21 protein-coding genes and 1 tRNA gene are annotated in these 25,552 nt (G+C 49.6%); 2 read left to right on the forward strand and 20 right to left on the reverse strand.

What is annotated here, in order from left to right; genetic code table 11:
• Positions 1–109: 109 nt before the first annotated feature.
• Positions 110–1,642 carry a lipoprotein 17-related variable surface protein gene (locus tag H9I35_RS04365; RefSeq protein WP_187420381.1) on the reverse strand — a complete coding sequence of 511 codons (1,533 nt, stop codon included), beginning with the start codon at positions 1,640–1,642 and terminating at the stop codon, positions 110–112.
• A gap of 137 nt (positions 1,643–1,779) precedes the next feature.
• Here H9I35_RS04365 and H9I35_RS04370 point away from each other — a divergent pair, with 137 nt between their 5' ends.
• Positions 1,780–3,021: a galactokinase gene (locus H9I35_RS04370; RefSeq protein ID WP_187420382.1), complete on the forward strand. Its 1,242-nt coding sequence runs from the start codon at positions 1,780–1,782 to the stop codon at positions 3,019–3,021.
• A 75-nt stretch (positions 3,022–3,096) separates the two neighbouring features.
• Here the strand turns inward: H9I35_RS04370 and H9I35_RS04375 are convergent, their stop codons facing one another.
• The 4 genes from H9I35_RS04375 to H9I35_RS04390 all read right to left on the reverse strand — a co-directional run bounded on the left by H9I35_RS04375 (position 3,097) and on the right by H9I35_RS04390 (position 7,719).
• Positions 3,097–4,161, reverse strand: coding sequence for a Gfo/Idh/MocA family protein (locus H9I35_RS04375; RefSeq protein ID WP_187420383.1), 1,065 nt, complete (start codon positions 4,159–4,161; stop codon positions 3,097–3,099).
• Positions 4,162–4,295: 134 nt separating this feature from the next.
• Positions 4,296–6,230: an IdeS/Mac family cysteine endopeptidase gene (locus H9I35_RS04380; RefSeq protein WP_252722722.1), complete on the reverse strand. Its 1,935-nt coding sequence runs from the start codon at positions 6,228–6,230 to the stop codon at positions 4,296–4,298.
• A gap of 171 nt (positions 6,231–6,401) precedes the next feature.
• Positions 6,402–6,483: transfer RNA gene (locus tag H9I35_RS04385), tRNA-Leu, on the reverse strand.
• A gap of 66 nt (positions 6,484–6,549) precedes the next feature.
• A complete protein-coding gene (locus H9I35_RS04390; RefSeq protein WP_187418599.1) occupies positions 6,550–7,719 on the reverse strand; it encodes an ISAs1 family transposase in 1,170 nt (389 codons plus the stop codon).
• Between the two features lie 265 nt (positions 7,720–7,984).
• Here H9I35_RS04390 and H9I35_RS04395 point away from each other — a divergent pair, with 265 nt between their 5' ends.
• Positions 7,985–8,260 (forward strand): hypothetical protein, encoded by a 276-nt coding sequence (locus H9I35_RS04395; protein WP_016521726.1) that lies wholly within the window; start codon positions 7,985–7,987, stop codon positions 8,258–8,260.
• 260 nt (positions 8,261–8,520) lie between these two features.
• Here the strand turns inward: H9I35_RS04395 and rsfS are convergent, their stop codons facing one another.
• The 15 genes from rsfS to rplA form a co-directional block, all read right to left on the reverse strand.
• Positions 8,521–8,874 (reverse strand): ribosome silencing factor, encoded by a 354-nt coding sequence (gene rsfS, locus H9I35_RS04400; RefSeq protein WP_187420385.1) that lies wholly within the window; start codon positions 8,872–8,874, stop codon positions 8,521–8,523.
• Positions 8,875–8,889: 15 nt separating this feature from the next.
• Positions 8,890–10,116, reverse strand: a complete 1,227-nt coding sequence (locus H9I35_RS04405; RefSeq protein ID WP_187420386.1) for an LCP family protein — start codon at positions 10,114–10,116, stop codon at positions 8,890–8,892.
• A 24-nt stretch (positions 10,117–10,140) separates the two neighbouring features.
• Positions 10,141–10,731 (reverse strand): bis(5'-nucleosyl)-tetraphosphatase (symmetrical) YqeK, encoded by a 591-nt coding sequence (gene yqeK / locus H9I35_RS04410; protein ID WP_187420387.1) that lies wholly within the window; start codon positions 10,729–10,731, stop codon positions 10,141–10,143.
• On the reverse strand, positions 10,712–11,374 hold the full coding sequence (gene nadD / locus H9I35_RS04415) for a nicotinate (nicotinamide) nucleotide adenylyltransferase (protein WP_187420388.1): 663 nt from the start codon (positions 11,372–11,374) through the stop codon (positions 10,712–10,714). The genes yqeK and nadD overlap by 20 nt, the downstream gene beginning before the upstream one ends.
• Positions 11,371–12,501, reverse strand: a complete 1,131-nt coding sequence (gene obgE / locus H9I35_RS04420) for a GTPase ObgE (protein ID WP_187420389.1) — start codon at positions 12,499–12,501, stop codon at positions 11,371–11,373. Before obgE ends, nadD begins: the two co-directional genes overlap by 4 nt.
• 503 nt (positions 12,502–13,004) lie before the next feature.
• Positions 13,005–13,262 carry a 50S ribosomal protein L27 gene (gene rpmA, locus H9I35_RS04425; protein ID WP_016521732.1) on the reverse strand — a complete coding sequence of 86 codons (258 nt, stop codon included), beginning with the start codon at positions 13,260–13,262 and terminating at the stop codon, positions 13,005–13,007.
• A 12-nt stretch (positions 13,263–13,274) separates the two neighbouring features.
• On the reverse strand, positions 13,275–13,613 hold the full coding sequence (locus H9I35_RS04430) for a ribosomal-processing cysteine protease Prp (protein WP_187420390.1): 339 nt from the start codon (positions 13,611–13,613) through the stop codon (positions 13,275–13,277).
• A complete protein-coding gene (gene rplU / locus H9I35_RS04435) occupies positions 13,613–13,927 on the reverse strand; it encodes a 50S ribosomal protein L21 (protein ID WP_187420391.1) in 315 nt (104 codons plus the stop codon). The genes H9I35_RS04430 and rplU overlap by 1 nt, the downstream gene beginning before the upstream one ends.
• A gap of 216 nt (positions 13,928–14,143) precedes the next feature.
• On the reverse strand, positions 14,144–14,614 hold the full coding sequence (gene rpsG / locus H9I35_RS04440; protein WP_187420392.1) for a 30S ribosomal protein S7: 471 nt from the start codon (positions 14,612–14,614) through the stop codon (positions 14,144–14,146).
• A 14-nt stretch (positions 14,615–14,628) separates the two neighbouring features.
• The gene (rpsL, locus tag H9I35_RS04445; protein ID WP_016521736.1) at positions 14,629–15,003 is read right to left on the reverse strand and encodes a 30S ribosomal protein S12; all 375 of its coding nucleotides are present in this window, start codon (positions 15,001–15,003) and stop codon (positions 14,629–14,631) included.
• Positions 15,004–15,134: 131 nt separating this feature from the next.
• A complete protein-coding gene (gene rpoC / locus H9I35_RS04450) occupies positions 15,135–19,394 on the reverse strand; it encodes a DNA-directed RNA polymerase subunit beta' (protein WP_187420393.1) in 4,260 nt (1,419 codons plus the stop codon).
• Positions 19,387–22,938, reverse strand: coding sequence for a DNA-directed RNA polymerase subunit beta (gene rpoB / locus H9I35_RS04455; protein WP_187420394.1), 3,552 nt, complete (start codon positions 22,936–22,938; stop codon positions 19,387–19,389). Before rpoB ends, rpoC begins: the two co-directional genes overlap by 8 nt.
• 582 nt (positions 22,939–23,520) lie before the next feature.
• Positions 23,521–23,904 (reverse strand): 50S ribosomal protein L7/L12, encoded by a 384-nt coding sequence (rplL, locus tag H9I35_RS04460; RefSeq protein WP_187420395.1) that lies wholly within the window; start codon positions 23,902–23,904, stop codon positions 23,521–23,523.
• A 296-nt stretch (positions 23,905–24,200) separates the two neighbouring features.
• Positions 24,201–24,869, reverse strand: a complete 669-nt coding sequence (gene rplJ / locus H9I35_RS04465) for a 50S ribosomal protein L10 (protein ID WP_187420396.1) — start codon at positions 24,867–24,869, stop codon at positions 24,201–24,203.
• 2 nt (positions 24,870–24,871) lie between these two features.
• Positions 24,872–25,552 (reverse strand): 50S ribosomal protein L1, encoded by a 681-nt coding sequence (gene rplA / locus H9I35_RS04470; RefSeq protein WP_016521741.1) that lies wholly within the window; start codon positions 25,550–25,552, stop codon positions 24,872–24,874.

Genomic DNA, 25,552 nt, shown 5'->3' on the forward strand with positions numbered 1-25,552 from the left:
CACTAATGCGGCACTTTCAAGAAAGGCACCCGCATTCGATCGGTTCTCAAACAATGCTCGCAAGAAAAACGCCGCTCGGGAACGGATCTCCGACCGGCGGCGTACGATTTTAATTCCAAGGAAATGGAGCAAGTGTAAGTTCTATCGGAGTCCCCAAACCTTCAAAAGTGAATATCAGAACAAGATCTTTTTCATTCTCTACCTTATTCATACGGATCGATGTAATCAGCAGGCTATATTCTCTTGGTGCTTGCCCCTTTGCTATTGAAACATATTGCTTACTTGCTACAGCAAGGTCTGCGAGTTCCGTTAAATTATTTACGGAAAGATAATAATCGTCCGTATTGTGGTGATCATAATCGATCAAGTGTCGGTTTTTAAGGGCAAATCCTTCAGGAGTTTGGGCACCCAATAATTCAATATTATTGATCTTTCTCTTTAGCCATTTAGTTTTTGCAACGCCTGTATTGCCGGTCTTTATAAGGCTAAATAAAAAATTCTGTTTTAGGAAGTTTTCCGATAGTTTCATAAAACCTGTTTTCTCAACATGGACGGGTTTTATAACGTACGAACCGTTATACGTTCCGTTTTTTACATCAGCAATAAACTGATTTCGTTGAATATAGTAGTTAACGCTTATTGTACCGGAATAGTCATCTGCCCCAATACCTCTATCTTTCGGTTTGTCCAAAGCGTAAGATAAATCGGAATCACCGTGGACGTCTGTTATCTGAATCTGTCCGTCGGATTTTTTATAAGTGTCTTGATATTTTTTAAATTTTGAACCTTCGCCAACATTGAATATATCGCTTGGCGTAGCATTTAAATATTTTGCACGCGCATAAACATAAGAAGCAAATGTATTTGCCGGTACTTTAATTATTTCGTCCTTAACTTTTTCGGCAACATACTCAAATACGTCATTTTCTGTAAAATAATCATATTCAATATTATGAAATGCCGGCCCTACAATGGTTACCGGCACTTTTTCGGTTTCTTCCGAAGCTCCTTCAGCCAATTTCTTATAAATAAGTTCATATTTTGGAGTAAGTTCTATTTTACCGCTGTTTTCTGCAAAGTCCGCAGTAAATTTATAGGGTTCTGCAGAATTGGCAATATCTATAACTTTCCCGTTTGCAAGAGTGAATTTTAATTCAAGATAATCTGCGATGTTTGCAGCATTCTTTAATAAATTAATAAAATTCTGCAGTTTTAAGTTATCTTCCAGTGCCGCATCAAATTTTAGTTTATCTCCAAAATTTTTTGAGAATGGTACACTGTTATAGGGGTGCGTAAATCCTTCCATCGTTATTGTGTTGGAAAAATTTTTACCGTTTTTCGTACCCTTTACTTTTACGGTAAACGTTCCCGCTTCATCGTCATATGCAATAAAGTTTCTTTCAGTAAATATAACGCCGCTTGCCGCCGGCATGCCGTTTGCAATTTTTTTTGCCGCGGCCGAAGCTGTTATCGAGCCCTTTGTTAAGCCGAACGCCCCAAGCACATCCGCTTCGGTCAATTCATACGGATTTTGCGGAACGACGGGATTCGTTCCGGGATTTTCCGGTTCACGGCAGCCCGCCGCAAACAGCAAAAAAATCATCACCGGTACGGCGACAGATTTCGACAGTCCTTTCATCATAAAATCTCCTCGTTGTATTTTTGCATATAGTATTTTATTATAATTACAGTATAGTGAAAAATACAGAAAAAAACAACGTTTTGCAAAAACCGGCGCTTCGGTTGCCGTCCGTCCTTTTTCGTGTTAAAATCGCCGCTATGGATACGCTTTCAAATAAAATCGTACCGGAAAATCTTCCCGGCGAATTTAATAAAATCTACGGCGGCGGGAAAAATTCAGTGCGCGTCTTTGCCGCTCCCGCACGCATCAATATCATCGGAGAACACATCGACTATAACGGCGGAAAAGTATTTCCCTCGGCAATCGACCGTTTTCTCTACGTAACGATCAGAAAACGGGACGATTCGCGCATCAGCTATCGAGACTTGAAATTTCCGGGCATCTACAGTTTCGATATACGCGACGAGTTCGCATACAAAAAAGAAAACGGCTACGCAAATTACTTAAACGGCATCGTGACGATTTTAAAACGAAGAGGCTGCGTCTTTTCGGGCGGCTTCGACGCGCTCATTGCAAGCGATATTCCTCCGGCAGGCGGCATTTCATCGTCGTCCGCCCTCGAATGCGCCTTCGCGTTCGCGCTTTCGGAAGTTTTCGGTTTCGGCATTTCGCGAAAAGATATCGCCCTTATCGGACAGCAGAGCGAACACGAATTCATGAACGTCAACTGCGGCATTATGGATCAATTCATCATCGCGACGGCGAAAAAAAATACGGCTGAACTGCTCGACTGCGCGACGCTCGACTTCGAATACGTGCCGCTTGCGCTCGGCGATTGCCGCTTCGTCGTCATGAACACGCAAAAAAAACGACAGCTCGCCGATTCGAAATACAACGAAAGGAGAGCCGAGTGCGCCCGCGCTCTTGCAATATTACAAGAGGCAAAAATTCCGCTTCACACCGCAGGAAAGTATACGAACACGGAGGACATTCCCGACCTGTGCGCTTTGACGCCGAATCAGCTCGAGGAGTGTAAAAGTGTTTTTACCGACGAAACGATTTTCCGCCGCGCGCGCCACTGCGTCACCGAAAACGCACGCGTCGCAAAAGCCGCAGCCGCTCTCAAAGAAGGAAATCTCTCAGCACTCGGAACATTATTAAAAGAATCGCACGCATCGCTCAGAGACGATTACGAAGTGACCGGTATCGAACTCGACACGCTTGCAGACGCCGCAAATGCCGAGCGCTCGTGCATTGGAGCCAGAATGACCGGAGCCGGCTTCGGAGGATGTGCGATCGCGCTCGTAAAAAACGGCGGCACGGAAGAATTTATCGACAGGGTGCAGCACGCGTATATAAAAGCGATCGGCTATGAAGCGGCCTTTTTTATATGCGAAAGCGCGGACGGCGTACGAGAGATCGAAACGGCACGAAGCTAACGCTGCCGAATCGGCGCAATGCGGCGCAAAGTATGACACAGACCATACGGCGGTTGATCGAATTTGCAAGACGTCTCAGTTTTCGTCAAACTGCCTGTTCAATTTTACGAATGCACGGGAACGCTTGCTTTCATATATCGCCGTAACGATCCGCACGGCGCAAAGCCCGTCTTCTCCCGAAATGAACGGCTTTCGATCGCGGATAATCGCATCCGCAAAATCGCAAAACTGTTTTGCATGACCTTCCGAAAGAATCGCTTTAGGATCCGACACACCCCCTGCCGAATTGCTTTTTTTCCCGAAGCGCTCTCGGATTTCCTCATCTTCTTTCCGCTCGTCTTTGAATTGCCACACTTTCAGCATATCTTCTTCGATAACGGCAGTCCCTTCCGTTCCCGTTATTTCTATTTTTTTTAATGTTCCCGGATACGATCCCGTCGTTCCCTCTATAACGCCGAGAGCGCCGTTCGAAAATTTCAACACCGCGGCTCCCGTATCTTCGACCGCAATACGATTATGTGCAAGCGTTTCCGTAAAAGCGCCTATTTCCGTTACCGGCCCCATAAACCACTGCAAGAGATCGACGGCATGGATACTTTGATTCATGAGAGCACCGCCGCCGTCGGTTTCCCACGTACCGCGCCACGCACCGGAATCATAATAGGCTTGACTGCGAAACCATTTCACATATGCGCTGCCCAAGACAAGAGTGCCGAAACGCCCTTCATCGATCGCTTTTTTCACGAGACGCGGCGCATCATAAAAGCGCGATTGAAAAATTCCCGAAAGCTTTACACCTTTTGCATTTGCCGCATCGATAATTTTCCTGCAGCGTTCGACGGTAATCTCAAGCGGTTTTTCGACAATAATATGTTTTCCCTTTTCGATCGCACCGAGCGCCGTATCCAAATGGCAGCCCGAAGGCGTCGCAACGGAGACAGCCTGAATACCGGATGAATTGAAAAAACTTTCCAAGTCGGTGTAGGGATCGAGCCCATATTTTTGGGCGAACCGATCCGCTTTATCCGGAGAAGGACTGTAACAGGCTGTGAGTTCGCAGTTCGGACATTGCGCCAGCGCTTCGGCATGAACGTCGGCAATGGAACCCAATCCGATTATACCGAATTTGACTTTTTCCATAAGAATATCATAACAAAGCGGGAGAGGATGTCAATACGACACGATAGGGTCGGACAAAGGGCTGTCTCAAAAGCCGGTTGCTTTTTCAACAGCCCGTCGAGTTTGATAAAACCCGCAATTGAACTTATAATTTTTTACGGATTTGCATCCAGCCATGCCTGCCATTGGGCTTCGCCTTTGTCGAGGGTGACTAATGTACCAACATATCTATTTATTCTCTTATTTATGGCATAATTAATAAGATACGGATAGGCGTTAGTTTCACCTTCAGGATCGTCCGCATAAATATCGCCTTTATAATATATCCCGTAAGTAAATATTCTATTAGGCTGAAAATTATTATCACACACGTAAATGGCAATAACATTTTCTTCTTCGTCAAAAGCCGCTCCCCACAGTGTTATACCATGTCCATACTTACCTTCATCATGTACGTGTACTCCGACAGCCTTTTTGGAATTAGGATTAAGAAGTGCGTCTTTTAATATTTTTTCAAATATTTTTTTTGTATAAGTACCTTCTGCCGCAACAGGATCCTTTCCTTCCTCTTTTCCAAAAACATCTTTGAATAGGGCAGGAGAATATGTTGTGTTTATTGCCAAACCTTCAAGTCCATAAAGATACCATCTGAGCCCGGAATATATCCAATTCCCATTGGTGGAATTTGGGCATTTCTTGCGAAATTCATTTGCTATGGAACTTTTTATGTTTTCATCCGTATCAGGAAGCCCGCGTTTATAATAAGGATTATACATCTCGTACATAGCAGGATTATTTTCTTTTGTTATACCTTTCTTTGCTATGTACTTTTCTACATTTTCTTTGTTTTGTAAAAACCACCAATGCAGCATATTGGAAGAACTTTTTGCCCAACACTGACTACCATCAGAAAATCCCTGATTGTTAGAACCTGTTGGTCCCATCTTTCGTGTGTTAAAAAATTTTGTATGTTCCGTTTCATTCCAATAAAAAACATAAGGCATTGTATGATATTCCGGTGGATTCGAACCTTGGATTTCGACAAGCTCTTTTTCTCCTGCGGCAGGGCCTTCTATTCCATACACCCACTTTATCGTTACATTCGGGTTCTCATTCTTTTTTTGAGTGAGTTTTACTTGCAATTCCTTACCTGCGGAAATGACATATTTATGTGTCGTATTATCTTTAAATTTGATATATGCCGTTCTATCCCATACGGTTTTATTTTGCTTAAGACTTAAATGTACCGTATCCGTGTTTGCATCCGTATTGTCTTTACGAACAAAGGTGAGCCATGCCTTTTCACCTGTTCCGCCCCCTACGACTTCAGGTGTATAGTCAAGTTTTCCGTCGACCGTTTTTACCGTAAATGTAAAATCATTATTTCCGTTACTTTCATACGGAACATATAGGTTGTCTATGCTAATTGAGGGATCTGTGGTTTTTTGCTTCGTCTTAAAATGAACTTCTTTTTTAACAGAGGGATTATCTACAGAGGTTATGGTTACCGTTGCTTCTCCGACATCGTGATAGGCTTTTATTGACAGGTTTCCATCGCCGTTCGGCCATGCTACATTCTCATCAGATGAAGTAATTCTAAGCTCTTTATTAGCGACATCATCCGGCATTACTTTCAGCTTGAGTTCATACGACTCGCCGATAACCAGCTCGATCGGATTTGCAGGTTCCTCTTCAAATTCGATGGAAGTAACATGGACAGGGGCCGCCGTAACGGTAACGTTTATTGTCTTTTGCACGCCGTTTGCCGCACGTATCGTAATTTCCGCAGCGCCTGTTTCATGTGCGGTAATCAAACCTTCGGCATTTATCGAAGCGATTTCCTCGGCGTTTGACAAAAAAAAGAGTCTTTTATCCGACGCATTTTTCGGCAAAACGCTCGCCTGCAGGCGGTACGTATCGTCCTTGACGATGGAAAGAGAATCACCGACGGAATTAATGTGAATGCCCGTAACCGCCGTATCCGTATCGGTCTTGGATAGATCGTTCGCACAAGATACAAAGAGCAAGGCCGACAACGATACAAACACAGCGATTTTATTTTTAAATAAATATTTTATATTGTGTTTCATATTGTATAATATACAATATTTTCCATTTCTTTTCAAGTGATAAATCAAATAAATTCAATACCTCTAATAAGTCAATCCAAGACATATCCCTTGCACAAAACCGATCTTACCTCAGAAAACATAAACGGACATAAAAAAAAAGGATTACCGGAAACCCGATAATCCTTGTACTGCGGAGAACCTGACTTGAACAGGCACGGCTCGCGCCACTAGCACCTCAAGCTAGCGTGTCTACCAATTCCACCATCCCCGCGTGTGAACGAAAGCATATCACAAGGCACAAAGCGTGTCAAGTATACGGCGCAGCGGTACACGGAAATCAAGTTTTGCCCAAAAGCGGTAATAATGCTTGAGGATTCATAAGTGCACGGAACATAATCCCGTTTAAAGGCAGCTTCGATTGTGATTCACGTTTGTGTATGCGGATTATGTTAAGCGCAAACTTGTGCAGCATATTGAGATTCTGTTGTACGTTCTTACTCTGCACCCTGCATCTGTCCTCGTCAAAATGTACATCCAACAGCCAATGCATCGATTCCACCGACCATTCCTCTCTTGCATGATGGAGCAGCTCTTCCGCTCGTAACGCTTTACTTGAAATATAATAATGCCATTCTTCCGTCACCCCTTTACTCGTCTCAAATCGTGTATGCACTGCTCCAATACATTTGAGTTCCGGCCATACTCGTCCTCCCGGCTGCCATGAAACATCTGCACTCGTATACGCACTGCGCCTTTCCTTCCGCCCATGTCCCTTTTCCGTTCGTGTGATGCTGTCCATCGTCACTCTCAGCTTTGTATCCTGAACATACTCCGCGATATCGTTCATAAGTGCTTCCTGATTGCCCTTCGCACTTAACAAATAATCCGCTTTTGCCTCAATTATCGCCTCGGCAGTCTCTATTTGACAGTTCATTGCGTCCGCGACCACCATACAGCCCTGAATTTCAAGCTCTTTTATCAATTCCGGTACGGCAGGAATCTCATTACTCTTTGATTCGACCGTTCTTTGGGCAAGCGTCAACCCCAATTCCCCTATCTGTGCACTGATGATATGCAAGGGACTGTCGTATTTTTTCATCTTTCCCGTTGAGCGGATAGCTTTTCCGTCTATGGCTATCGTCAACGGCTGCTTCTTTTTCTTCGCGCTTTGTTCTTTCTCTTCCGTCTCAAGTTTTGCTGCAAGAGCCGGTACAACCGAAGCTACCCATTGTTTCATACACTCATTCAATGATTCCGGCCGTATGATTCCAAGCAGGCTTAACAGCCACCAATAGCACGGTATTCGTTTGATTCCGAACGTTTCTGCCAAAAATGTTCTGACATGTTCGGTCGTTGCCCACTCGTGGATTTTCTTTACGCTTTGCAAATCGCACAAGCTTCCCAAAATCACGATGATAACCGCGTCTTGTACGCTGCAAAAATACCCGTCGTATTCCCGTTCCGTCTCAAGCACTGCAAGTGCTTCTTCTAATGTTTCCCACCTCATACACTTACTTTAGCACTTTATCAACTTTTTAAACAATACTCGAGCAAAAATTGATTTCCGTGGCAGCGGTATGTGCAATATCAAGCGGCTCGAATCGCCCGTTTGCTTTCGGAAAGGCTGCCGGCTTTTCGCCGTACACGTTTATTTTTTAGAGCGCATGGTGTCCCGCGTCTCTGCTTTGAACGGCCAAGCGCTCTATTGACACGATTGCGCAGGTCATTTACAGTAAACGAGGTTTGAGAGCAGTCAGCAGTAAGGAGTTAGTATGTCCGCCGAAGAATTATTTTCGTATGACGACGAATACGATGACGACGATTTCGATGCCGATGACGATTTCGGCAGCGACGACGGAGACGAAGAACTCGACGAATTCGACGAAGACGCCGATTTTTTCGAAGACGATCCTCTTGAAGAAGAAGACGATATAGACGAACCCTACGACGACTACGAAGAAGAAGACGGGTACGGCGCCGTACGTGACGATGACGAAGATTTGTCGGAAGACGACGACTTCGATGATATCGACGACGACTCCTATTGATATCGCTCTTTAAAAGCCGATCGGCGCGCTTTCATTTTTTAAAAATTTCCGACAGACTCGGCTTTCAATTCCGATTTTATTAATTATTGTTTTTTATTTCAGGGCGACTTTTTGCGGCAAACCGCAAAAACCGGGCTTTCCGAGGTTCCGCCTTCCGGCTCCATTCCTTCGGAACGGCTCCGCCGCCTCTCCAATCCCTGTCGCTCGCAAAGCCTTTTTCCGCTTTGCATTTCCTCCGAAACTCGCAGCACTACCGTGCGTTAATTATCAAATTCCACTCGGCGGCCCGCATGCCACAGCTTTTCCAAATCGTAAAAGCCCCTCGCCTCGCTCGACATCAAGTGTACGACGATATCTCCGAAATCCGTGAGCTGCCAGTCGTCGCCGTCGCTTTGTTTTCTGCGAGTGCGGTAGAGTTCGAGTTCGTTTTCTTTCGCGTAATCGCACGCCTGTTTATATAAACCTTCTTTGTGCGCCGAACTCGTAACCGTAGCGATGACAAAATAATCCGTCCAGCTGTTCAGCTCCGAAATATCGATAAGCGCGACGTCTTTTCCTTTGCCGTCTTCCATAAGCCGCGCGAGTTCTTTCGCTTTTTCTTCCGTCGTTTTCATACTGCAACCCTTGTGTCAATTTGCGGACGGGCGCACATAGCGGCCGTCAAAATCTTTTCCCAATATAATCGTAAAGTCGACGCTCGCAACCGATTCGTTCGAACTGTCGCTCCTCACTTCTTCTTCCTGAATATTCGTGCAGCGGATAAAATCGCCGACCATTTTCGCGATTTCCCTGTTGCCTATATGATCGATGATCACCGTCTTTTCGTAATCGTTTCTGTCGGCATTCTGCGTACTCAAAATATCGTAGCTCGCGTTTTGAAACAAAATCGCCGTATTGTGCGCGAGTCCCTGTACCGTCGTGCCGTTTTGTATTTCAAGCACGTAAATACGGCTCGTCATCGTGTTGCCGGTGGATATGAGCATATTCGTCGACTGAGCGACAGCCTGTTTGATAAACTCGCCGCCGTTGAGCGGAAAGACGAGCTGTTTGCCGTCGACGGTACTCACTCTTCCCGTTACGTTTTGCCTCATGATATATTCCGTGTTCATCTCCGCAAGCAGCGACATGTGCGTGATAAAATCTTTCGCATCGAGGTTCGATGAAAAAAGCGGCAAAAATTTATCGATATTTTTTTTCGCGAGCACCATGGCTTTGTTTTCGCCTAGCTGCGTAAAATAAGCGATCATGATGTTTTGATAACGCTCGTATACATCGGTATCGGTCTCTTCGCTCAAACGGTAACGAAGATAGGTCGAAACTTTATCGCCGTCGAGCGTTACCGCACCGGAGGGCAAAAGCCAGCGCTCCCCGTCCGGGGAAAGAGAGTCTACCGGTGCGGAAATAAAAACGCGCAAGCCGCCCATCATATCGGTCAGCGTGATAAAATCGTCGAGCTTTACGATCGAATAAAAGGGGATCGACGTTCCGAGCAGCGTTTCGATCTGCCGGAGATAAGCGCCTATTCCCTTTTCGCGATAGATGACCGCGATACCGTCGGTGCGTCCCTGCGTGCCTTCGACACCTTCGAGTACGCGGTAGATGCCGCCGACATTGTACGGGATATTGACGACGGCCGCTTTTTTCGAAACCGGATAATAAATGACGACTTCCGTCATAAGCGCATTTCCGCCGCCGTCGTCGAGCACATACAGCGTGCGGATCACCTGATCGTTTTCGAGGCTTTTGCCGACCGTATCGGTGCGAAGCGACATCGCGATAAAAACGGAAACGCCCGCGATGATGGCGAATATGAGGATCAAAAACAGTATGCCTTTTTGTTCGTCACGGATATGCATATATCGTAACAACTCCTTAACAATCTAACGGCGATTCAACGAGCGCAAAAGTTTTTCCGATTCGGGCGCGACGGCGCATCCCTTTTTTTTCAAATACGCGATTCCGTCGGCCAGTACTTTTTCTACGAGTTCGTCGAGCGAAAGACGATCGAGAGACGCCGTATACGCTTTTGTCGCCTGCGGACGGCCGGGTTCGATTTTATCCGCCGCATAAACGGCTTTCGAAAGAGGGCACATACCTTCTTCTCCGAACGTGTGCACGGCGACCGCCTGCAGTATGTCTTTATCGGTTACGCCGAAATCGCGGCGGAGCATAAGAGCTGCCGCGCGTCCGTGCAAGAGCGAAGGCTTTTGCGCTTCAAGCTCCGAAATCGCTTTTCCGTCCTCGCAGGCAAGCGCCGCGATCTTTTCGCCGCTCATGTCTTTGCACATATCGTGCGCGATACCCGCAAGATAGCCGCGCGAAGCGTCCAATCCGTATTTTTTACAAAGCCGGGAAGCGGTTTCGGCGACGCGCAGCGAATGTTCGTAGCGCTCTTTTGTTAAAACCTCTTTCGCATAATTTTTGACGCGTTCGGTGAGCGCGGAGATGCAATCAGAATCTTCCGTATCCATAGAGCCGTTTCCGTATAATATATCGAAAAATGCTTTCGGGAACAAGGTAACGCCAGCTTTTTCCCGAACCGATGCGGGAGCGGATTTCGGTCGAAGAAAGCGTAAGCTGAGGATTGTCGAGAAGTTTGTGCGGAAACGGAAAAGACACGGACGCCTCTCCTCCGTCAAATCCGCCGGTATAATTTCCCAGAGGCGTATTTTGAAAGGCTTTGAGCGCTTCCCCCTTGTCTCCGTCCCGTCTCCGCGCAATGACGATATCGGCAAGGGATGCGACATCGGATGCGCGGTACCACTTTTCGAACTCGCGCGCATTTTCCTCCCCGATGATGAGCGCGGGCTTTCCTTCGATTGAGCCACCGAATTTTTTAATAATATACTCAAGCGTATCGAAAGTGTATGAAATGCCTCCGCGCCGGATTTCGCACGCTTCGGCGGCAAAGTGCGGAGAATCTTTACAAAACGAGCGCACCATGCCGAGCCTGTCTTTCGCAGAAGCCGCATCCGTAAAACGTTTATGCGGCGGGATATATGTCGGAACGAAGAGCACTTTGTCGAAACCGAGCTCTTTTACTGCGATTTCGGCAAGCATGGCGTGTCCGATATGCAGCGGATTGAACGCGCCGCCGAGCAAAGCGATTTTCATGAGCGCTCCGTCCCCGGATACTGCGTTTCCATATTTTCGTCGACCGACCGCGTCGAAAGGAACGACGACTCATCATTTCCGAGAGAAGTCTCTCCGTCCCGAGCCTCAGACTCTACGCCCGAAGCGGCATCGACCATATCGATGATCCCGATCTTTGCGCTTCTCATATTCATATTCGCGGTAACCGAAATCGCGATAACGGGAGTTTCCTTTTCCGTTTCACGAATCGATTTAATAATTTTTTGTGCGTTTTCCGCAGCACCTTCCACGTCGATTTTATTGCACAGTACCATTTTCGGCTTTGCGGCGAGCTCGGGCGAATACGAAGCGATCTCTTTTTTCAGCGTAGCGTAAGCGGTCATACAGCTTTCGTCGGAGCAGTCGATTATATAGATGAGACAAGCCGTGCGTGAAATGTGTTTTAAAAATTTAAACCCGAGTCCTGCGCCTTCGGACGCGCCTTCGATAATTCCCGGTATATCGGCGATGATGATATCGCGCTCTCCGTCGACGCGGAGCACTCCCAAGTTGGGGATTTTCGTCGTAAACGGATAGGGCGCGATTTTCGGACGCGCATTCGTAAACGCATTTAAAAGCGACGATTTTCCGGCATTCGGAAAACCGACGAGACCCGCGTCGGCTATGATCGAAAGTTCGAGTCGGAGCTTTCTCACTTCTCCCGGAGTGCCCGGATGCGCGTAGCGCGGCGCCTGATTCGTCGACGACTTGAAATGGACATTGCCCCAGCCGCCCTTACCGCCCGTTAAAAAAACGAAGCGCTCGTTTTCGTCTTCGTCGGTAAAATCGTGAATGAGTTCGTCCGTTTCGGCGTCCCGTATCGTCGTGCCGGGCGGAACGGCGATAACGACATCTTCTCCGTCTTTGCCGTATTTGTTCCAACCCGAACCGTCGCCGCCGTTTTTCGCTTTAAAGACGACTTGATTGCGGAGTTTTGCAAGCGTGCGCATATTGCGCTTGATGCAAAACACGACGTCGCCTCCCTTGCCGCCGTCTCCACCGTTCGGTCCCCCTCGCGGAATATATTTTTCCCTGCGAAACGCGATGCAGCCGTTCCCGCCTTTTCCCGAACGGACTTCGATTACCGCTTCATCTGCAAACTGTACCATACTATTCTCTTGTTTATATCCGGGGCAACCGCACTGGAAACCTATAGTCTCTAAAAATAGGGTGTAACATAAAAAATCGGCTACACTCCCGACAGCAGCCTGCCGTACGCCGCGGCAGACCGTGATCGGAATCGGACTACACAAACTTTTTTCGCAAAAAGTTTGCTTGCCATTCTTTATAGTACGGCATTGCAGAAAATGTCAATTTTCGAAAATGCCGTACTCGTGTGCGAAAGCACACACGTAGATACACAAGTTTGTCTCGCAAACTTACAGTTAAACGGGACGCGCTATTTTAGCGCCCCGTTTAAACTCGGTCTGAGCGGCTCGGCGGCAGTTCCGCTGCCTCGCGTTCCGCCTTTTCTTGTGTAAGTATACGCTTCTTTTCTGTGTATACATTTCCAGTGCAGTTGCCCTGCTATTTTCATTTAAAATTACCCTAAATAAAAATACCCGGCGCAGGCTGTGCTGAACCGGGTATCGTCATAGTGTCAAACAAAATTTTACGCGTTTGCCGGAGCAACGGAAATATATTTTCTGTTCATCCGTTCGTGGTAGACGACTTTACCGTCCGCCGTCGCATACAGGCTGTCGTCGCCCGCGCGCTTTACATTGCTGCCCGGAAAAAATTTTGTTCCGCGCTGTTTGACAAGTATGGAACCGGCCGTAACCGCTTCTCCGCCGTATCGCTTTACGCCTAAACTTTTCGGATTGGAATCGCGTCCGTTTTTGGCGCCGCTGCCGCCTCTCGATCTTCCCATAGTATACCTCGTTTAATCAGTTTGTATCTTCAATTCTACGTTGAGCGGATATTCCCGCACAAGGGAAGCAAGTCCCGCTTCCAAAAATCGCCCGGCATATACGAGCGCCGCCCGTGATTCCGCCGGTGCGCTTTCCGCACTCACATCGAAATCCAAGCTCCCCCGCTCCGAAGCGTCGGCTCGAACCAAAATACCTTCCGTCTCGGAAAGTACTTGCATCGTCGTACGCAGCAAAACCGTAACGGCGCTGCAGACGATGTCGCCTCCCCTCTCGGCAAAATGCGCGTGTCCCCGCGCCCTGCACGATGCGAGCGCTCCGTCTTTGCCGCAGGTGAGCAGCACGGAAATCATTACGCGCCGATAATCTCCGTTACGGTAACTTTCGTATACGCCTGTCTGTGCCCGATAAGCCTGTGGTAATCCTTTTTCGCTTTGTATTTGAACACAAGCACTTTTTTGTCACGGAACGTTTCCCCGACTTCGATTTTGACTTTAGCGCCCGCAACGTACGGAGCGCCGACGCTGATTTTGTCGCCGTCGCTTACGAGCAAAACGGAATCGAGTTCGACGGTCGAACCCTTTTCTTCGCTCAATTTGTCGACCGTTAAAACGGCGCCTTTTTCCGCTTTATATTGTTTGCCCTTATATTCGATAAGTGCGTACATGGCAACACTCCTGATTATTAAAATAATGCGCGCAAAACAGCCGCACACAAAACGGGGATTATGCAGCACCGTCTTACACTGCGCGTATCGGTCATTGTATCGGAAAAGGCGGGGCTTAGTCAAGCGTTTTTGCCAATTTCCGATACCCGACCTATTAAAAAACGCCGCCCACAGACGTGAACGGCGCTCTTTGAAAGATTTTCGGATCGTCGAAAACTACCAGCGGTAGTGTGCAAACGCTTTGTTCGCTTCGGCCATTTTATGCGTATCTTCTTTTTTCTTAAACGCCGTACCCGTGCTGTTGTACGCATCGAGCAATTCGGCGGCAAGCGTTTCTGCCATACCGTGTCCGTTTCTGTTGCGGGCGGCTGTGATGATCCAGCGCATTGCAAGCGCTTCTTTGCGCACGTCGCGGATTTCAACCGGAACCTGATAGGTCGCGCCTCCGACGCGGCGGGATTTTACTTCCACCATCGGCTTGACGTTTTCGAGCGCTTTCAAAAACACTTCGAGCGGATCTTTGTCGGTTTTGGCTTTTAAATTATCCATCGCGGTGTACACGAGACGCTTGCACGTTTCTTTTTTACCCTGCAGCATCATGCGCGTGATGAATTTCGAAACGACTTTGCTGTTGTATTTTACGTCCGGCATAACGGGACGATCGATCGATTTTTTATGTCTTCCCATTTTCTGATCCCCCGTTACGCTTTAGCGCGTTTTGCGCCGTATTTCGAGCGGCCGCGTTTGCGTCCGTCGACACCGAGCGTATCTTTCGTGCCGCGGATAATGTGATAACGTACACCCGGCAAATCCTTTACACGTCCGCCGCGCACGAGCACGACCGAGTGTTCCTGCAAATTATGACCGATACCCGGAATATATGCAGTCACTTCCATACCGTTGCTGAGCCGCACACGCGCAATTTTTCGAAGCGCGGAATTCGGTTTTTTCGGCGTCATCGTCATAACACGAGTGCATACGCCGCGTTTTTGCGGACACGAATCGAGAGCGGGCGCTTTCGTTCTGTTTGCGCTCGACTTGCGTCCCTGATGAATCAACTGATTAATTGTAGGCATTGCCTATCTCCTATCGCAATAATTAATAATCTTTAACAAAATCCCGGTCAGCACCCCGGAATATAATCCGCCGTTATCCTGAAAACGGGGGAATTATATGATACTTCATTCCCCCGTCTCTCGTCAATAGCTCAATCCGCTTCCGGCTCTTCCGCATCGAAAGCCGCATCTTCTTCCGTCATACGGAGTGCTTCCTGCTCTTTTTCGATACGGCGGCGTTCGAGGATTTCATCCATCTGGATATCCAAATCCCTGTCGCTTCCGTCGAAAAGCTTGATGTGACGGTAATTTCTGATGCCCGTTCCTGCGGGGATCATGTGACCGATTGCAACGTTTTCTTTGATGCCGTGCAGGTAATCTGTCGAACCGGAAATTGCGGCGTTCGTGAGTACGCGCGTGGTTTCCTGGAACGATGCCGCCGAAATAAAGGAATCGACGCCGAGCGAAGCTTTCGTGATCCCCTGGAACATCGGGCGGCCGGTAGCCGGCTGTCCGCCTTCGTCTTTTACGCGCTTATTTTCTTCGTGGAATTTGTATTTGTCCACTTGCTGCCCGTAGATAAAGTGCGTATCGCCGACTGCAACGATTTCAACTTTGCGCAGCATCTGGCGCACGATGATACCGATGTGCTTGTCGTTGATATCGACGCCCTGCGCACGGTACACCTGCTGGATTTCATCCATAAGATAATTTTGCAGCGCGTTTTCACCGAGGATGGCGAGAATGTCGTGGGGGCTCGGAGAACCGTCGCACAGCGGCTCTCCCGCTTCCACGCGGTCGCCGTCGCGCACGAGCATGCGCTTGTTCATCGGAACGGCGTGATCGTGCACTTTGCCGAATTCGTCTTCGACCGTCACCATGCGCTTGCCTTTGGTGATTCCCTTAAATTTGACAAGCCCCGAAATCTTCGCAAGCACGGACGGATTTCTCGGCTTGCGCGCTTCGAAGAGTTCGGAAACGCGCGGAAGACCGCCGGTGATATCGCTCGATTTCGCCGCGACTTTCGGCAGCCTTGCAAGCGTAACGCCCGCGGCGATCTGCTTTTTGTCGTCGACGTTCAAAACGGCGCCCGCCGGCAGATAATAGCTTCCGAGTTCGTTACCCGCTTCATCCGTGATGAGAATACGCGGCTGCTTTACGTCCAAGTGCAAATCGGTGATGATGCGTTCGATGTTTCCCGTCTGCATATCGTGCCGCTCTTCGAGCGTCGAACCGACGATGATGTCTTCAAAGTGCACGTAGCCGTCGCTTTCGGCGATGATCGGTTCGCTGAACGGATCGAATTCTCCGATCGGCTTTCCCGCAGCAACTATGTCGCCCGCTTTGGCGTAGATCGTCGAACCGTTTGCGATTTCGACTTTCACTTCGCTGCTCGTCAAATAAACCGTATCGCCGATGATCATAATTTTCGCATCGGCGGACGCTTTTACTTCTCCGCTCTTTGCCGTCATAACGACACTGCCCTTTAAGATGCGGTCTCCGTCTTTTACTTTGACGGACGCATCTTTACCGATTTTGATTTCATCGATAATGCGGATAACGGTCATAAAGCCTTTGCGCGTAAAGAGCCACTTGCCGCCTTTTACTTCTACGTGCGTACCCGCGACCTCTTTGATAAAGGCGTTGAATTTGAGAACGATGTGATTTTCTTCCGTTGTCTTTTCGGCAGCCCCTCCCGAGTGGAAGGTTCTGAGCGTAAGCTGCGTACCCGGCTGTCCGATCGACTGAGCCGCAATGATACCGACGGCTTCTCCGATTTCGACGATTTTGTTCCGCGCGAGGTTTTGTCCGTAGCAGCGAACACAGATGCCGTGGTGCGCTTCGCACGTAAGCACGGTGCGCAGCTTTACTTTTTCGACGCCCGCTTCATCGATTTTTTTCGCCAAATCGCCGTCTATGTAGCGGTTGACATCGCACAAAAGTTCTCCGGTAATCGGATGGATGACGCGCTCGATCGTATAGTGGCCGACGATGCGCTCGGAAAGCGGAACGATAACTTCGTCTCCGTCTTTGATTGCCGCATAGTCGATGCCGTTGATCGTACCGCAGTCGTCTTCGTTGACGACGACATCCTGCGCAACGTCGACAAGCCTCCGCGTCATATAACCTGCGTCCGCGGTTTTGAGTGCGGTATCCGACAAACCTTTTCGCGCACCGTTCGTCGAAATGAAGAATTCGATAACGGACAAACCTTCTTTAAAGTTCGAGCGGATCGGCAGTTCGATGATGTCGCCGTTCGGTTTTGCCATAAGGCCGCGCATCGCCGCAAGCTGTGAAATCTGTTTCGGAGAACCGCGCGCGCCCGACTTCGCCATCATGTAAATCGTGTTGAAACCGTCTTTGTCTTTGGCGAGGTTGTCCATCATTATCTTTGAAAGTTCATCGTTCGTTCTCGCCCACAAGTCGGTAACTTTTTGATAACGCTCTTCGGCAGTGATGATACCTTTCGAATACTGTCCGACGATCTCTTCGACTTCTTTGTTCGCTTTGTCGACCATCTTTTTCTTTTCGTCGGGAACGAGGATATCGTCCATGGAAAGCGTCGCGCCGTAGAAGGTCGCGTTTTTATAACCGCATGCTTTGATCGCGTCGAGCATCTTTATCGTGAGCCAAGGGCCCTTCGTGTGATACACGTGTTCGATCATTTTGCGCAGCTTTTTGTCGTCCATCTGCTCGTTTACGTAGTCCACTTCGTCCGGCATCTCTTCGTTGAACGCGAGGATGCCCGCCGTCGTTTCGATCACTTTGCCGTTGTACGGAGCTTTTTGAACGGGAGCTTTGATCGCAGCCTGCCATTCGATACTGCCGTATTCGGCGGCCATGCGCGCTTCGTCGCTCGAACTGAAGCGTCTTCCCGTACCCTTTGCGTTCGGTTTGACCGACGTCATATAGTAGATGCCGAGCACCATATCCTGAGACGGATAGACGATCGTGTTGCCGTTTGCGGGATCGAGCAAGTTGCGCGCAGAAAGCATGAGCGTCCAGCACTCCATCTGCGCCGCCTGCGTCAGCGGCACATGGATCGCCATCTGGTCGCCGTCGAAGTCCGCGTTGAACGATTTACACGCGAGCGGATGCAGTTTGATCGCTTTGCCTTCGACAAGTATGGGTTCGAAGGCGAGAATGCCGAGCCGGTGCAAAGTCGGCGCGCGGTTCAGCATAACAGGGTGTTCGCGCACCACTTCATCGAGGATCGCGTACACTTCAGGCGATTCCTGTTCGACAAGCATTTTCGCTTTTTTGATATTGAACACGACGTCTTTATCGACGAGCTTTTTCATGATAAAGGGCTTGAAGAGTTCAAGCGCCATCTTCGTCGGAAGTCCGCACTGCCACAAATGCAGTTCAGGGCCGACGACGATGACGGAGCGTCCCGAATAATCGACGCGTTTTCCGAGCAGGTTTTGGCGGAAGCGCCCCTGCTTTCCTTTGAGCATATCGCTTATCGATTTGAGCGGACGATTCGATGCGCCTTTTACGACGCGTTTTCGTTTACTGTTGTCGAAGAGCGCATCGACTGCTTCCTGCAGCATACGCTTTTCGTTTCTGATGATGATATCGGGAGCCGAAAGCTGCTGCAGCCGCTTTAAACGGTTGTTGCGGTTTATGACGCGGCGGTAGAGATCGTTCAGATCGGATGTCGCAAAGCGGCCGCCGTCAAGCTGTACCATCGGACGCAGATCCGGCGGAATGACGGGAACGACGTCCAAAATCATCCAGCTCGCTTTATTGCCCGATTCGCGGAAATGCTCCACGATTTCGATGCGCTTTAAAAGCCGCTTGTCGCTCTTTGAACCTTTTTCGATCATCTTTGCGCGAAGCTCGGCGGCGAGCGCGTCGAGGTCGAGTCCTTCGAGCAGCGTTTTGATCGCTTCGGCGCCCATATCCGCGGTAAAAGTTTCACCGTAGCGTTCGCGCGCTTCGTTGTATTCGTCTTCGGTCAAAAGCTGCATCTTTTTCAAATCGGTGTCGCCCGGCTCTATGACGATGTACTTTTCGTAATAAAGCACCGAGCGTAAAGATGCAACCTGCAGATCGAGCAGGAGTCCCATGCGGCTCGGCACCGAGCGGTAATACCAAATATGGCTCACCGGAGCCGCAAGCTCGATGTGTCCCGTGCGTTCGCGGCGCACTTTAAAATCGGTCACTTCGACGCCGCAGCGGTCGCAGATAACGCCTTTGTAGCGGATCGATTTGAATTTTCCGCAATAGCATTCCCATTCTTTTGTCGTGCCGAAAATACGCTCGCAAAAGAGTCCGTCTTTTTCGGGACGCAGCGTGCGGTAATTTATCGTTTCGGGTTTTTTCACTTCACCGTACGACCACGCGCGGATCGTATCGGGAGAAGCGAGTTTTATTTTAAGGCTGTCAAAATCCTGAATATCACGCATTGGCATTCTCCTTGTCAAAACCGGAAGCGGCTTTATCGATCAATTCCTGATCGCGTTCCGTCAGGGCGATCTGCTTGCCCTTCGCATCATAAATCGTAAAGTCGAGCGCAAGACCGCGCAGCTCCTGTACGAGTACGTTGAACGATTCCGGCACTCCGGCGGGAGACGACGGGTCGCCTTTGACGATCGACTCGTAAATCTTCGAACGGCCGTTCATATCGTCCGACTTGATCGTCATCATCTCCTGCAGCGTATTCGCCGCGCCGTAGGCTTCGAGCGCCCATACTTCCATTTCGCCCAAACGCTGACCGCCGAACTGCGCTTTGCCTCCGAGCGGCTGCTGCGTAACGAGCGAATAGGGACCGGTCGAGCGAGCGTGCATTTTATCGTCAACGAGGTGGTGCAGCTTCATAAAGTAAATGACGCCGACAAAGATCGGATTGACGAAGGGAACTCCGGTGCGCCCGTCGTGCACGATTTGTTTGCAGTCGGGAGAAAGACCGGCTTCTTTGAGTTTTTCCGCAATCTGTTCCTGACTGGGTGTTTGGAAAGCGGGGCACTCGTAGTACTGACTCAAATAGCGGCCGGCCATGCCGAGTTCGCTTTCCATGATCTGTCCGATATTCATACGGGACGGAACACCGAGCGGATTCAAGCAAACGTCGAGCGGTGTGCCGTCTTCGAGGTACGGCATATCTTCGATCGGAAGGATGCGCGCGACGACGCCCTTGTTTCCGTGGCGTCCGGCCATCTTGTCGCCTTCGCAGAGCTTGCGCTTGTTTGCGATAAGCACTTTGACGACTTCATCGACGCCGGGGTTCAAATCGTCTCCCTGAGTCCTCCGCAGCCGCTGTATATCGATGACGACGCCTTCGACGCCGTGAGGAACGCGCAGCGACGAATCACGCACTTCTTTTGCTTTTTCACCGAATATCGAATTTAATAATTTGAATTCGGGCGTCGTTTCGGTTTCGCTTTTCGGCGTAACCTTTCCGACCAAAATGTCGCCGCTTCTCACTTTAGCGCCGACTCTGATGATGCCTTCCACGTCGAGATTGTCGAGCGTTTTCGAAGCGGTGTTCGGAACGTCGCGCGTGATCTTTTCGGGACCGAGTTTCGTTTCGCGGATTTCGATCGTAAATTCTTTTATGTGGATCGACGTATACATATCTTCGCGAACGACGCGCTGAGAGATAAGGACGGCGTCTTCGTAATTGTATCCGTTCCACGGCACAAAACCGACGAGGATATTGCGTCCGAGCGCAAGCTCTCCGTTGAACGTCGCAGGTCCGTCGGCGAGCACATCTCCTTCTTTTACCGTTTCTCCGACGGAAACGGTCGGCCGCTGGTGATAGCAGGTATCCTGATTCGTGCGCTGGTATTTGAGCAGGATGTATTCGTCGAGCGGGTCGGTCTTTTTTGCACCTTCCGGTTTTACTTTGATACAGTCGCTCGTCACCGATACCACTTCACCCGCGTGTTTCGCTTTGATGAGAACGCCCGAATCGTAGGCCGTCTTTTGCTCCATGCCGGTGCCGACGATCGGCGGTTCGGGGAACAGGAGCGGTACCGCCTGGCGCTGCATATTGCAGCCCATGAGCGCGCGGTTCGCGTCGTCGTGTTCGAGGAAGGGAACGAGGGATGCGGAAACGGAAATGACTTGGCGCGGCGAAACGTCTATATACTGCACGTCTTTCGGCGAGCGCTGCGTATAGTTTCCGCGGTTGCGGCACGAAATCATATCGGCTGAAAACGAACCGTCTTTGCCGATGCCTTCGACGACCTGTCCGATGTAGTATTTGTCTTCGTCCATCGCGGAAAGGTATTCGACTTTACCCGTCACTTTGCCATTTTCGACTTTGCGGTACGGAGCTTCGAGAAAGCCGTAATCGTTGATGCGCGTAAAGATTGCAAGCGAAACGATGAGACCGATGTTCGGCCCTTCAGGTGTTTCGATCGGACACATGCGTCCGTAATGCGAATAGTGGACGTCGCGCACTTCGAAGCCCGCCCTTTCGCGGGAAAGCCCACCGGGTCCGAGCGCGTTCAAGCGCCTCTTGTGCGTGAGCTCGGCAAGCGGATTGACTTGATCCATAAACTGCGAAAGCTGCGACGAACCGAAAAATTCTTTGATGGATGCGACGATCGGTTTGATGGAAATCAAATCCTGCGGCTTCATCGTTTCCGTTTCTTTTAAACTCATGCGTTCTTTTGCTATGCGTTCCATGCGATTGAACGCCGTCTTCAGCTGATTCGTCATGAGTTCGCCGACGGAACGGATGCGCCGGTTGCCGAGGTGGTCGATATCGTCTATCTGCTCGTCGCCGATGTATACTTTGATGAGATACTTCATCGTCTGAATGACATCTTCGCGGATAAGCGTAAAGTCTTCGACATCATCTTTGTAGTCGAATTTTTTGTTAAGCTTATAGCGGCCGACTCTTCCCAAATCGTAGCGGCGTTCGGAAAAGAACATGGACGCCAAATCCTTTTCGGCGGCTTCGACGGTGATCGGCTCTCCCGGCATAAGGATCTGGTAGACGGCCGAAAGCGCGTCCTCTTTCGTCGGTTCCATATCGACGGAACCTTCTTTGACGTAACGCACTTCTTCGCGCTCAAAGCAGTTGATGATCATCTGCGAATTGAGCGATTCGTTTTTTTCGTCGGCGCCCTTGCCTCTCGTATCGAATTTGATGACGACGATTTTACTCACGCCGTTTGCGATGAGATCGTCGATTTCGTGCGGGTGCAGGCGGATGCCGGCATTGAACAGGCGCTTTTCTTCGTTCGTATCTTTGTCGCGCAGGATAACCGCGCTCGCCAGTACTTTATCGACGAGCTTTTCGCGGGAAGCGTTATCGCTCTTTACAGGCACTTCTTCCGTCGCATAAAAACAGCGGATAATCTGTTCGCGCGTATTGTAGCCGAGCGCACGCAGCAAAATCGTACCGAGGATTTTCTTTTTGCGGTCGATTTTGGCAAAGATCAATTCTTTCTTTTGGTCGATTTCGAATTCGAGCCATGAACCGCGATACGGAATGATGCGGCTCGAATAGACGCCCTTGTCATGGCAAAAGATGACGCCCGGCGACCTATGGATCTGTGAAACGACGACGCGCTCCGCTCCGTTTATGATAAAGGTGCCTCTGTCGGTCATGAGCGGGATGTCGCCCATGTATATGTCTTTTTGCAAAATGGTTCCCGTCTGGAGAAACACGAGCTTGATGACCGCTTTCAGCGGCACGGCATAGGTTAAACCCTTTTGCTTGCATTCGAGTTCGGAAAATTTAATATTGTTGAAATCGAGTTCGTACGAATCGAATTCGAGGTTCATATCGCCGTTCGGGCTTTCGATCGGAAACACGGACGTAAATACTTCCTGCAGTCCCTGTTCGAGCGGCTTTTCGCGATTTTTAATTTTGTTTGCTTGAAGAAAACTTTCATACGACGAAGTCTGAATCGAAATAAGATCGGGCACGTCCATGAAATTGCGGATGTCTTTGCCGATGTAGCGGCGATCGATCGTTCGGGTTTTTGCGAACATCTGGTTCCTCTATGTGAAGTCGGGCGTTCTTCCGCTACAAGGAGAAACTCTCCTCAGCACGAAAGGCGCCTCGTGTTTCCGTGTTGACTCGGAAACGGCGGGTTTGCCGCAAAACGGCGGAAAAGCGCGCAGGATATATTCGAGCGCGATTCGATTCCGCCTTTTTTCGCAGGCGTTTCAATCGTTCCTTAAAATTGCACAGCGAGTAAATCTTCGGATTTAGGAGCTGTGCAATTGGTGCGCGCAAGCGCACACCTATATCCGCGAGTTTTCGAAAGAAAACTCGATGTTAAAAGTGCCGCGCTATTTCAGCGGCGCTTTAAACCTTCCTTAAAATTGCACAGCGAGTAAATCTTCGGATTTAGGAGCTGTGCAATCGGTGCGCGATTGCGCACGCGTATATAGTCGAGTTTCCTGCAAGAAAACTCGAAGTTAAACGAGACGCGCTATTTCAGCGTTTCGTTTAACCGTTCGGAAAATCGAGAAAACCGTTCGAAAACCGAAATCTTCGAACGGCTTCGTTTCCGTACGGAAGTCTCGAAAAATTTCGATTTTTCAAGATTTCCGTCAAATGCAAATTGCTTATTTTTTGCTTGCGGTACCGCCGGCTTCCGTGAGCTGGGCGATGATCTTGTCGGCATCCGCTTTGCTGACGCCTTCTTTGACGACTTTCGGAGCGCCTTCGACGAGCGTCTTCGCTTCTCCGAGACCCAGTCCCGTAATTTCGCGGATCGCTTTGATAACCGGAATCTTTTTCGCCGGATCGAATTTTTCGAGCGTGATCGTAAAGTCGCTCTGCTCTTCGGCTGCCGCTCCTCCGGCCGCGCCGGGTGCCGCCGCAACAGCTACGGGAGCCGCCGCCGTAACGCCGAATTTTTCTTCCATCGCTTTGACGAGATCGGCTGCCTGCTGAACCGTCATGTTCGCAATTGCTTCGAGAATCTCTTCATTCGTAAGTGCTGCCATATTATCTTCTCCTAAAAAATAATAATTATTCGTCCCGTACGGAACGATTCCGGCTTCGTCTTTTTAAAAAGACGGCCGGTTTTTATGCGGACAGTCGACAGCAATGAAGCCTGACCGCAGTTTATACACACAGTGCCGGGATTTTGCAAAGTACTGCAACCCCGTATGCGATTTTGCCCGCGACGCGCGCACATCGAAATCCGGTACGCACTTTCGTTCACGCATCTTCGGCATTTCAAAGATCGCGCTCCGAGCAATACGCGCGCCGAAATCATCCGGAGCGCGTTTAAAGAACCTTACGCTTCGGGAGCGGCATCCGCTTTCGGAGCTTCGGCTGTGCCCTCTGCCGGTTTTTCGGCGGGAGCCGCATCGGCTTTAGGTGCTTCAGACGCAGGAGCCGCATCGGCTGCCGGAGCAGCCGGCGCTTCTTCCGCTTTCGGTGCTTCGGGTGAAGCATCTCCGCCGGCCGATTTTTTGTCGACATAGGCCTGCAGCGTCGCTGCGAGCTGGCGGGCAGGTCCGTTGATTGCGGACATGAGCATCGCGATGAGCGTCTTTTTGCCCGGAATCTTCGAAAACTCCGAAATCTTCGCCGCATCGTAAATCTCTTTGCCGATAAAACCGCCTTTGACGTTCAAAGTCGGCGCGTCTTTCGTAAAGTCGAACATCGTCTTTGCAACTTCGTTCGAATCTTCTTTTACCATCGCGACGACGGTCGGTCCTTTAAGGTAATCGGCAACATTGTCGATCTGCATATCCGCAAACGCGATGCGCGCGAAATTGTTTTTGACGACTTTAAGGGCGGCGCTCTGTTCGCGGAGCTTTTTACGAAGCTGCGTGATCTGTTCGACCGTCATACCGCGGTAATCGGCGAAAATGAAGTCGTTGTAATCGGCAAATGTCTTTTTCGCTTCTTCTATCGCAGCCGTTTTTGCAGGCTGCACTTTTTTTGCTTTGACGGCCATGATTATTCTCCTTCCTTATAGTCGATCCATACGCCGGGTCCCATCGTAGAACTCAGGGAAACGGTCGCGATATAACCCGCTTTCGCATCGACCGGTTTGCGTCGGCGCACTTCGTTTAAAAGTACATCGACGTTTTCCGCGACTTTACCGGGATCCATCGACACTTTGCCGACCGCAATGTGAATGACGCCGCCTTTATCCGCGCGGAATTCGGTGCGTCCTTTTTTGAGTTCGCCGATCGCGTGAACGATGTCGTTCGTAACCGTTCCCGTCTTCGGGTTCGGCATAAGACCTTTGCGTCCGAGCACCATACCGAGGCGGCCGACGTCTTTCATCATATCGGGAGTGGCGACGGCAATGTCGAAATCGAGCCAGCCGTCTTTTACCTTTTGAATATATTCGTCGGCTCCGGCGTACGTTGCACCCGCGTCGAGCGCTTCTTTTGCACGGTCGTCTTTGCAAAAGACGAGTACTTTCTTTTCAGCGGTAAACTGATTCGGAAAGACGAGCGTATCGCGGACGCTTGCGTTTTTGCCGAGTTTGAGAGAAATATGAGCTTCGACCGTTTCATCGAAAGCGGCATATTTCATATCCTGCACCATTTTGCACGCGTCGGCGACGAGGTATTTTTTCGTAAGATCGTATTTTGCTGCAGACGCGCGATATTTTTTTCCACGCTTCAT

This window comes from Treponema sp. Marseille-Q4132 (assembly GCF_014334835.1).
Taxonomy (GTDB): Bacteria; Spirochaetota; Spirochaetia; order Treponematales; family Treponemataceae; genus Treponema_D; species Treponema_D paredis.

Excerpts from the sequence above, each read along its gene's own strand:
- H9I35_RS04365 (WP_187420381.1), bottom strand. The coding sequence starts at position 1,642 with ATGATGAAAGGACTGTCGAAATCTGTCGCCGTACCGGTGATGATTTTT.
- H9I35_RS04370 (WP_187420382.1), top strand. The coding sequence starts at position 1,780 with ATGGATACGCTTTCAAATAAAATCGTACCGGAAAATCTTCCCGGCGAA.
- H9I35_RS04375 (WP_187420383.1), bottom strand. The coding sequence starts at position 4,161 with ATGGAAAAAGTCAAATTCGGTATAATCGGATTGGGTTCCATTGCCGAC.
- H9I35_RS04380 (WP_252722722.1), bottom strand. The coding sequence starts at position 6,230 with ATGAAACACAATATAAAATATTTATTTAAAAATAAAATCGCTGTGTTT.
- H9I35_RS04390 (WP_187418599.1), bottom strand. The coding sequence starts at position 7,719 with ATGAGGTGGGAAACATTAGAAGAAGCACTTGCAGTGCTTGAGACGGAA.
- H9I35_RS04395 (WP_016521726.1), top strand. The coding sequence starts at position 7,985 with ATGTCCGCCGAAGAATTATTTTCGTATGACGACGAATACGATGACGAC.
- rsfS (WP_187420385.1), bottom strand. The coding sequence starts at position 8,874 with ATGAAAACGACGGAAGAAAAAGCGAAAGAACTCGCGCGGCTTATGGAA.
- H9I35_RS04405 (WP_187420386.1), bottom strand. The coding sequence starts at position 10,116 with ATGCATATCCGTGACGAACAAAAAGGCATACTGTTTTTGATCCTCATA.
- yqeK (WP_187420387.1), bottom strand. The coding sequence starts at position 10,731 with ATGGATACGGAAGATTCTGATTGCATCTCCGCGCTCACCGAACGCGTC.
- nadD (WP_187420388.1), bottom strand. The coding sequence starts at position 11,374 with ATGAAAATCGCTTTGCTCGGCGGCGCGTTCAATCCGCTGCATATCGGA.
- obgE (WP_187420389.1), bottom strand. The coding sequence starts at position 12,501 with ATGGTACAGTTTGCAGATGAAGCGGTAATCGAAGTCCGTTCGGGAAAA.
- rpmA (WP_016521732.1), bottom strand. The coding sequence starts at position 13,262 with ATGGGAAGATCGAGAGGCGGCAGCGGCGCCAAAAACGGACGCGATTCC.
- H9I35_RS04430 (WP_187420390.1), bottom strand. The coding sequence starts at position 13,613 with ATGATTTCCGTGCTGCTCACCTGCGGCAAAGACGGAGCGCTCGCATCG.
- rplU (WP_187420391.1), bottom strand. The coding sequence starts at position 13,927 with ATGTACGCACTTATCGAATATAAGGGCAAACAATATAAAGCGGAAAAA.
- rpsG (WP_187420392.1), bottom strand. The coding sequence starts at position 14,614 with ATGGGAAGACATAAAAAATCGATCGATCGTCCCGTTATGCCGGACGTA.
- rpsL (WP_016521736.1), bottom strand. The coding sequence starts at position 15,003 with ATGCCTACAATTAATCAGTTGATTCATCAGGGACGCAAGTCGAGCGCA.
- rpoC (WP_187420393.1), bottom strand. The coding sequence starts at position 19,394 with ATGCGTGATATTCAGGATTTTGACAGCCTTAAAATAAAACTCGCTTCT.
- rpoB (WP_187420394.1), bottom strand. The coding sequence starts at position 22,938 with ATGTTCGCAAAAACCCGAACGATCGATCGCCGCTACATCGGCAAAGAC.
- rplL (WP_187420395.1), bottom strand. The coding sequence starts at position 23,904 with ATGGCAGCACTTACGAATGAAGAGATTCTCGAAGCAATTGCGAACATG.
- rplJ (WP_187420396.1), bottom strand. The coding sequence starts at position 24,869 with ATGGCCGTCAAAGCAAAAAAAGTGCAGCCTGCAAAAACGGCTGCGATA.
- rplA (WP_016521741.1), bottom strand. The coding sequence starts at position 25,552 with ATGAAGCGTGGAAAAAAATATCGCGCGTCTGCAGCAAAATACGATCTT.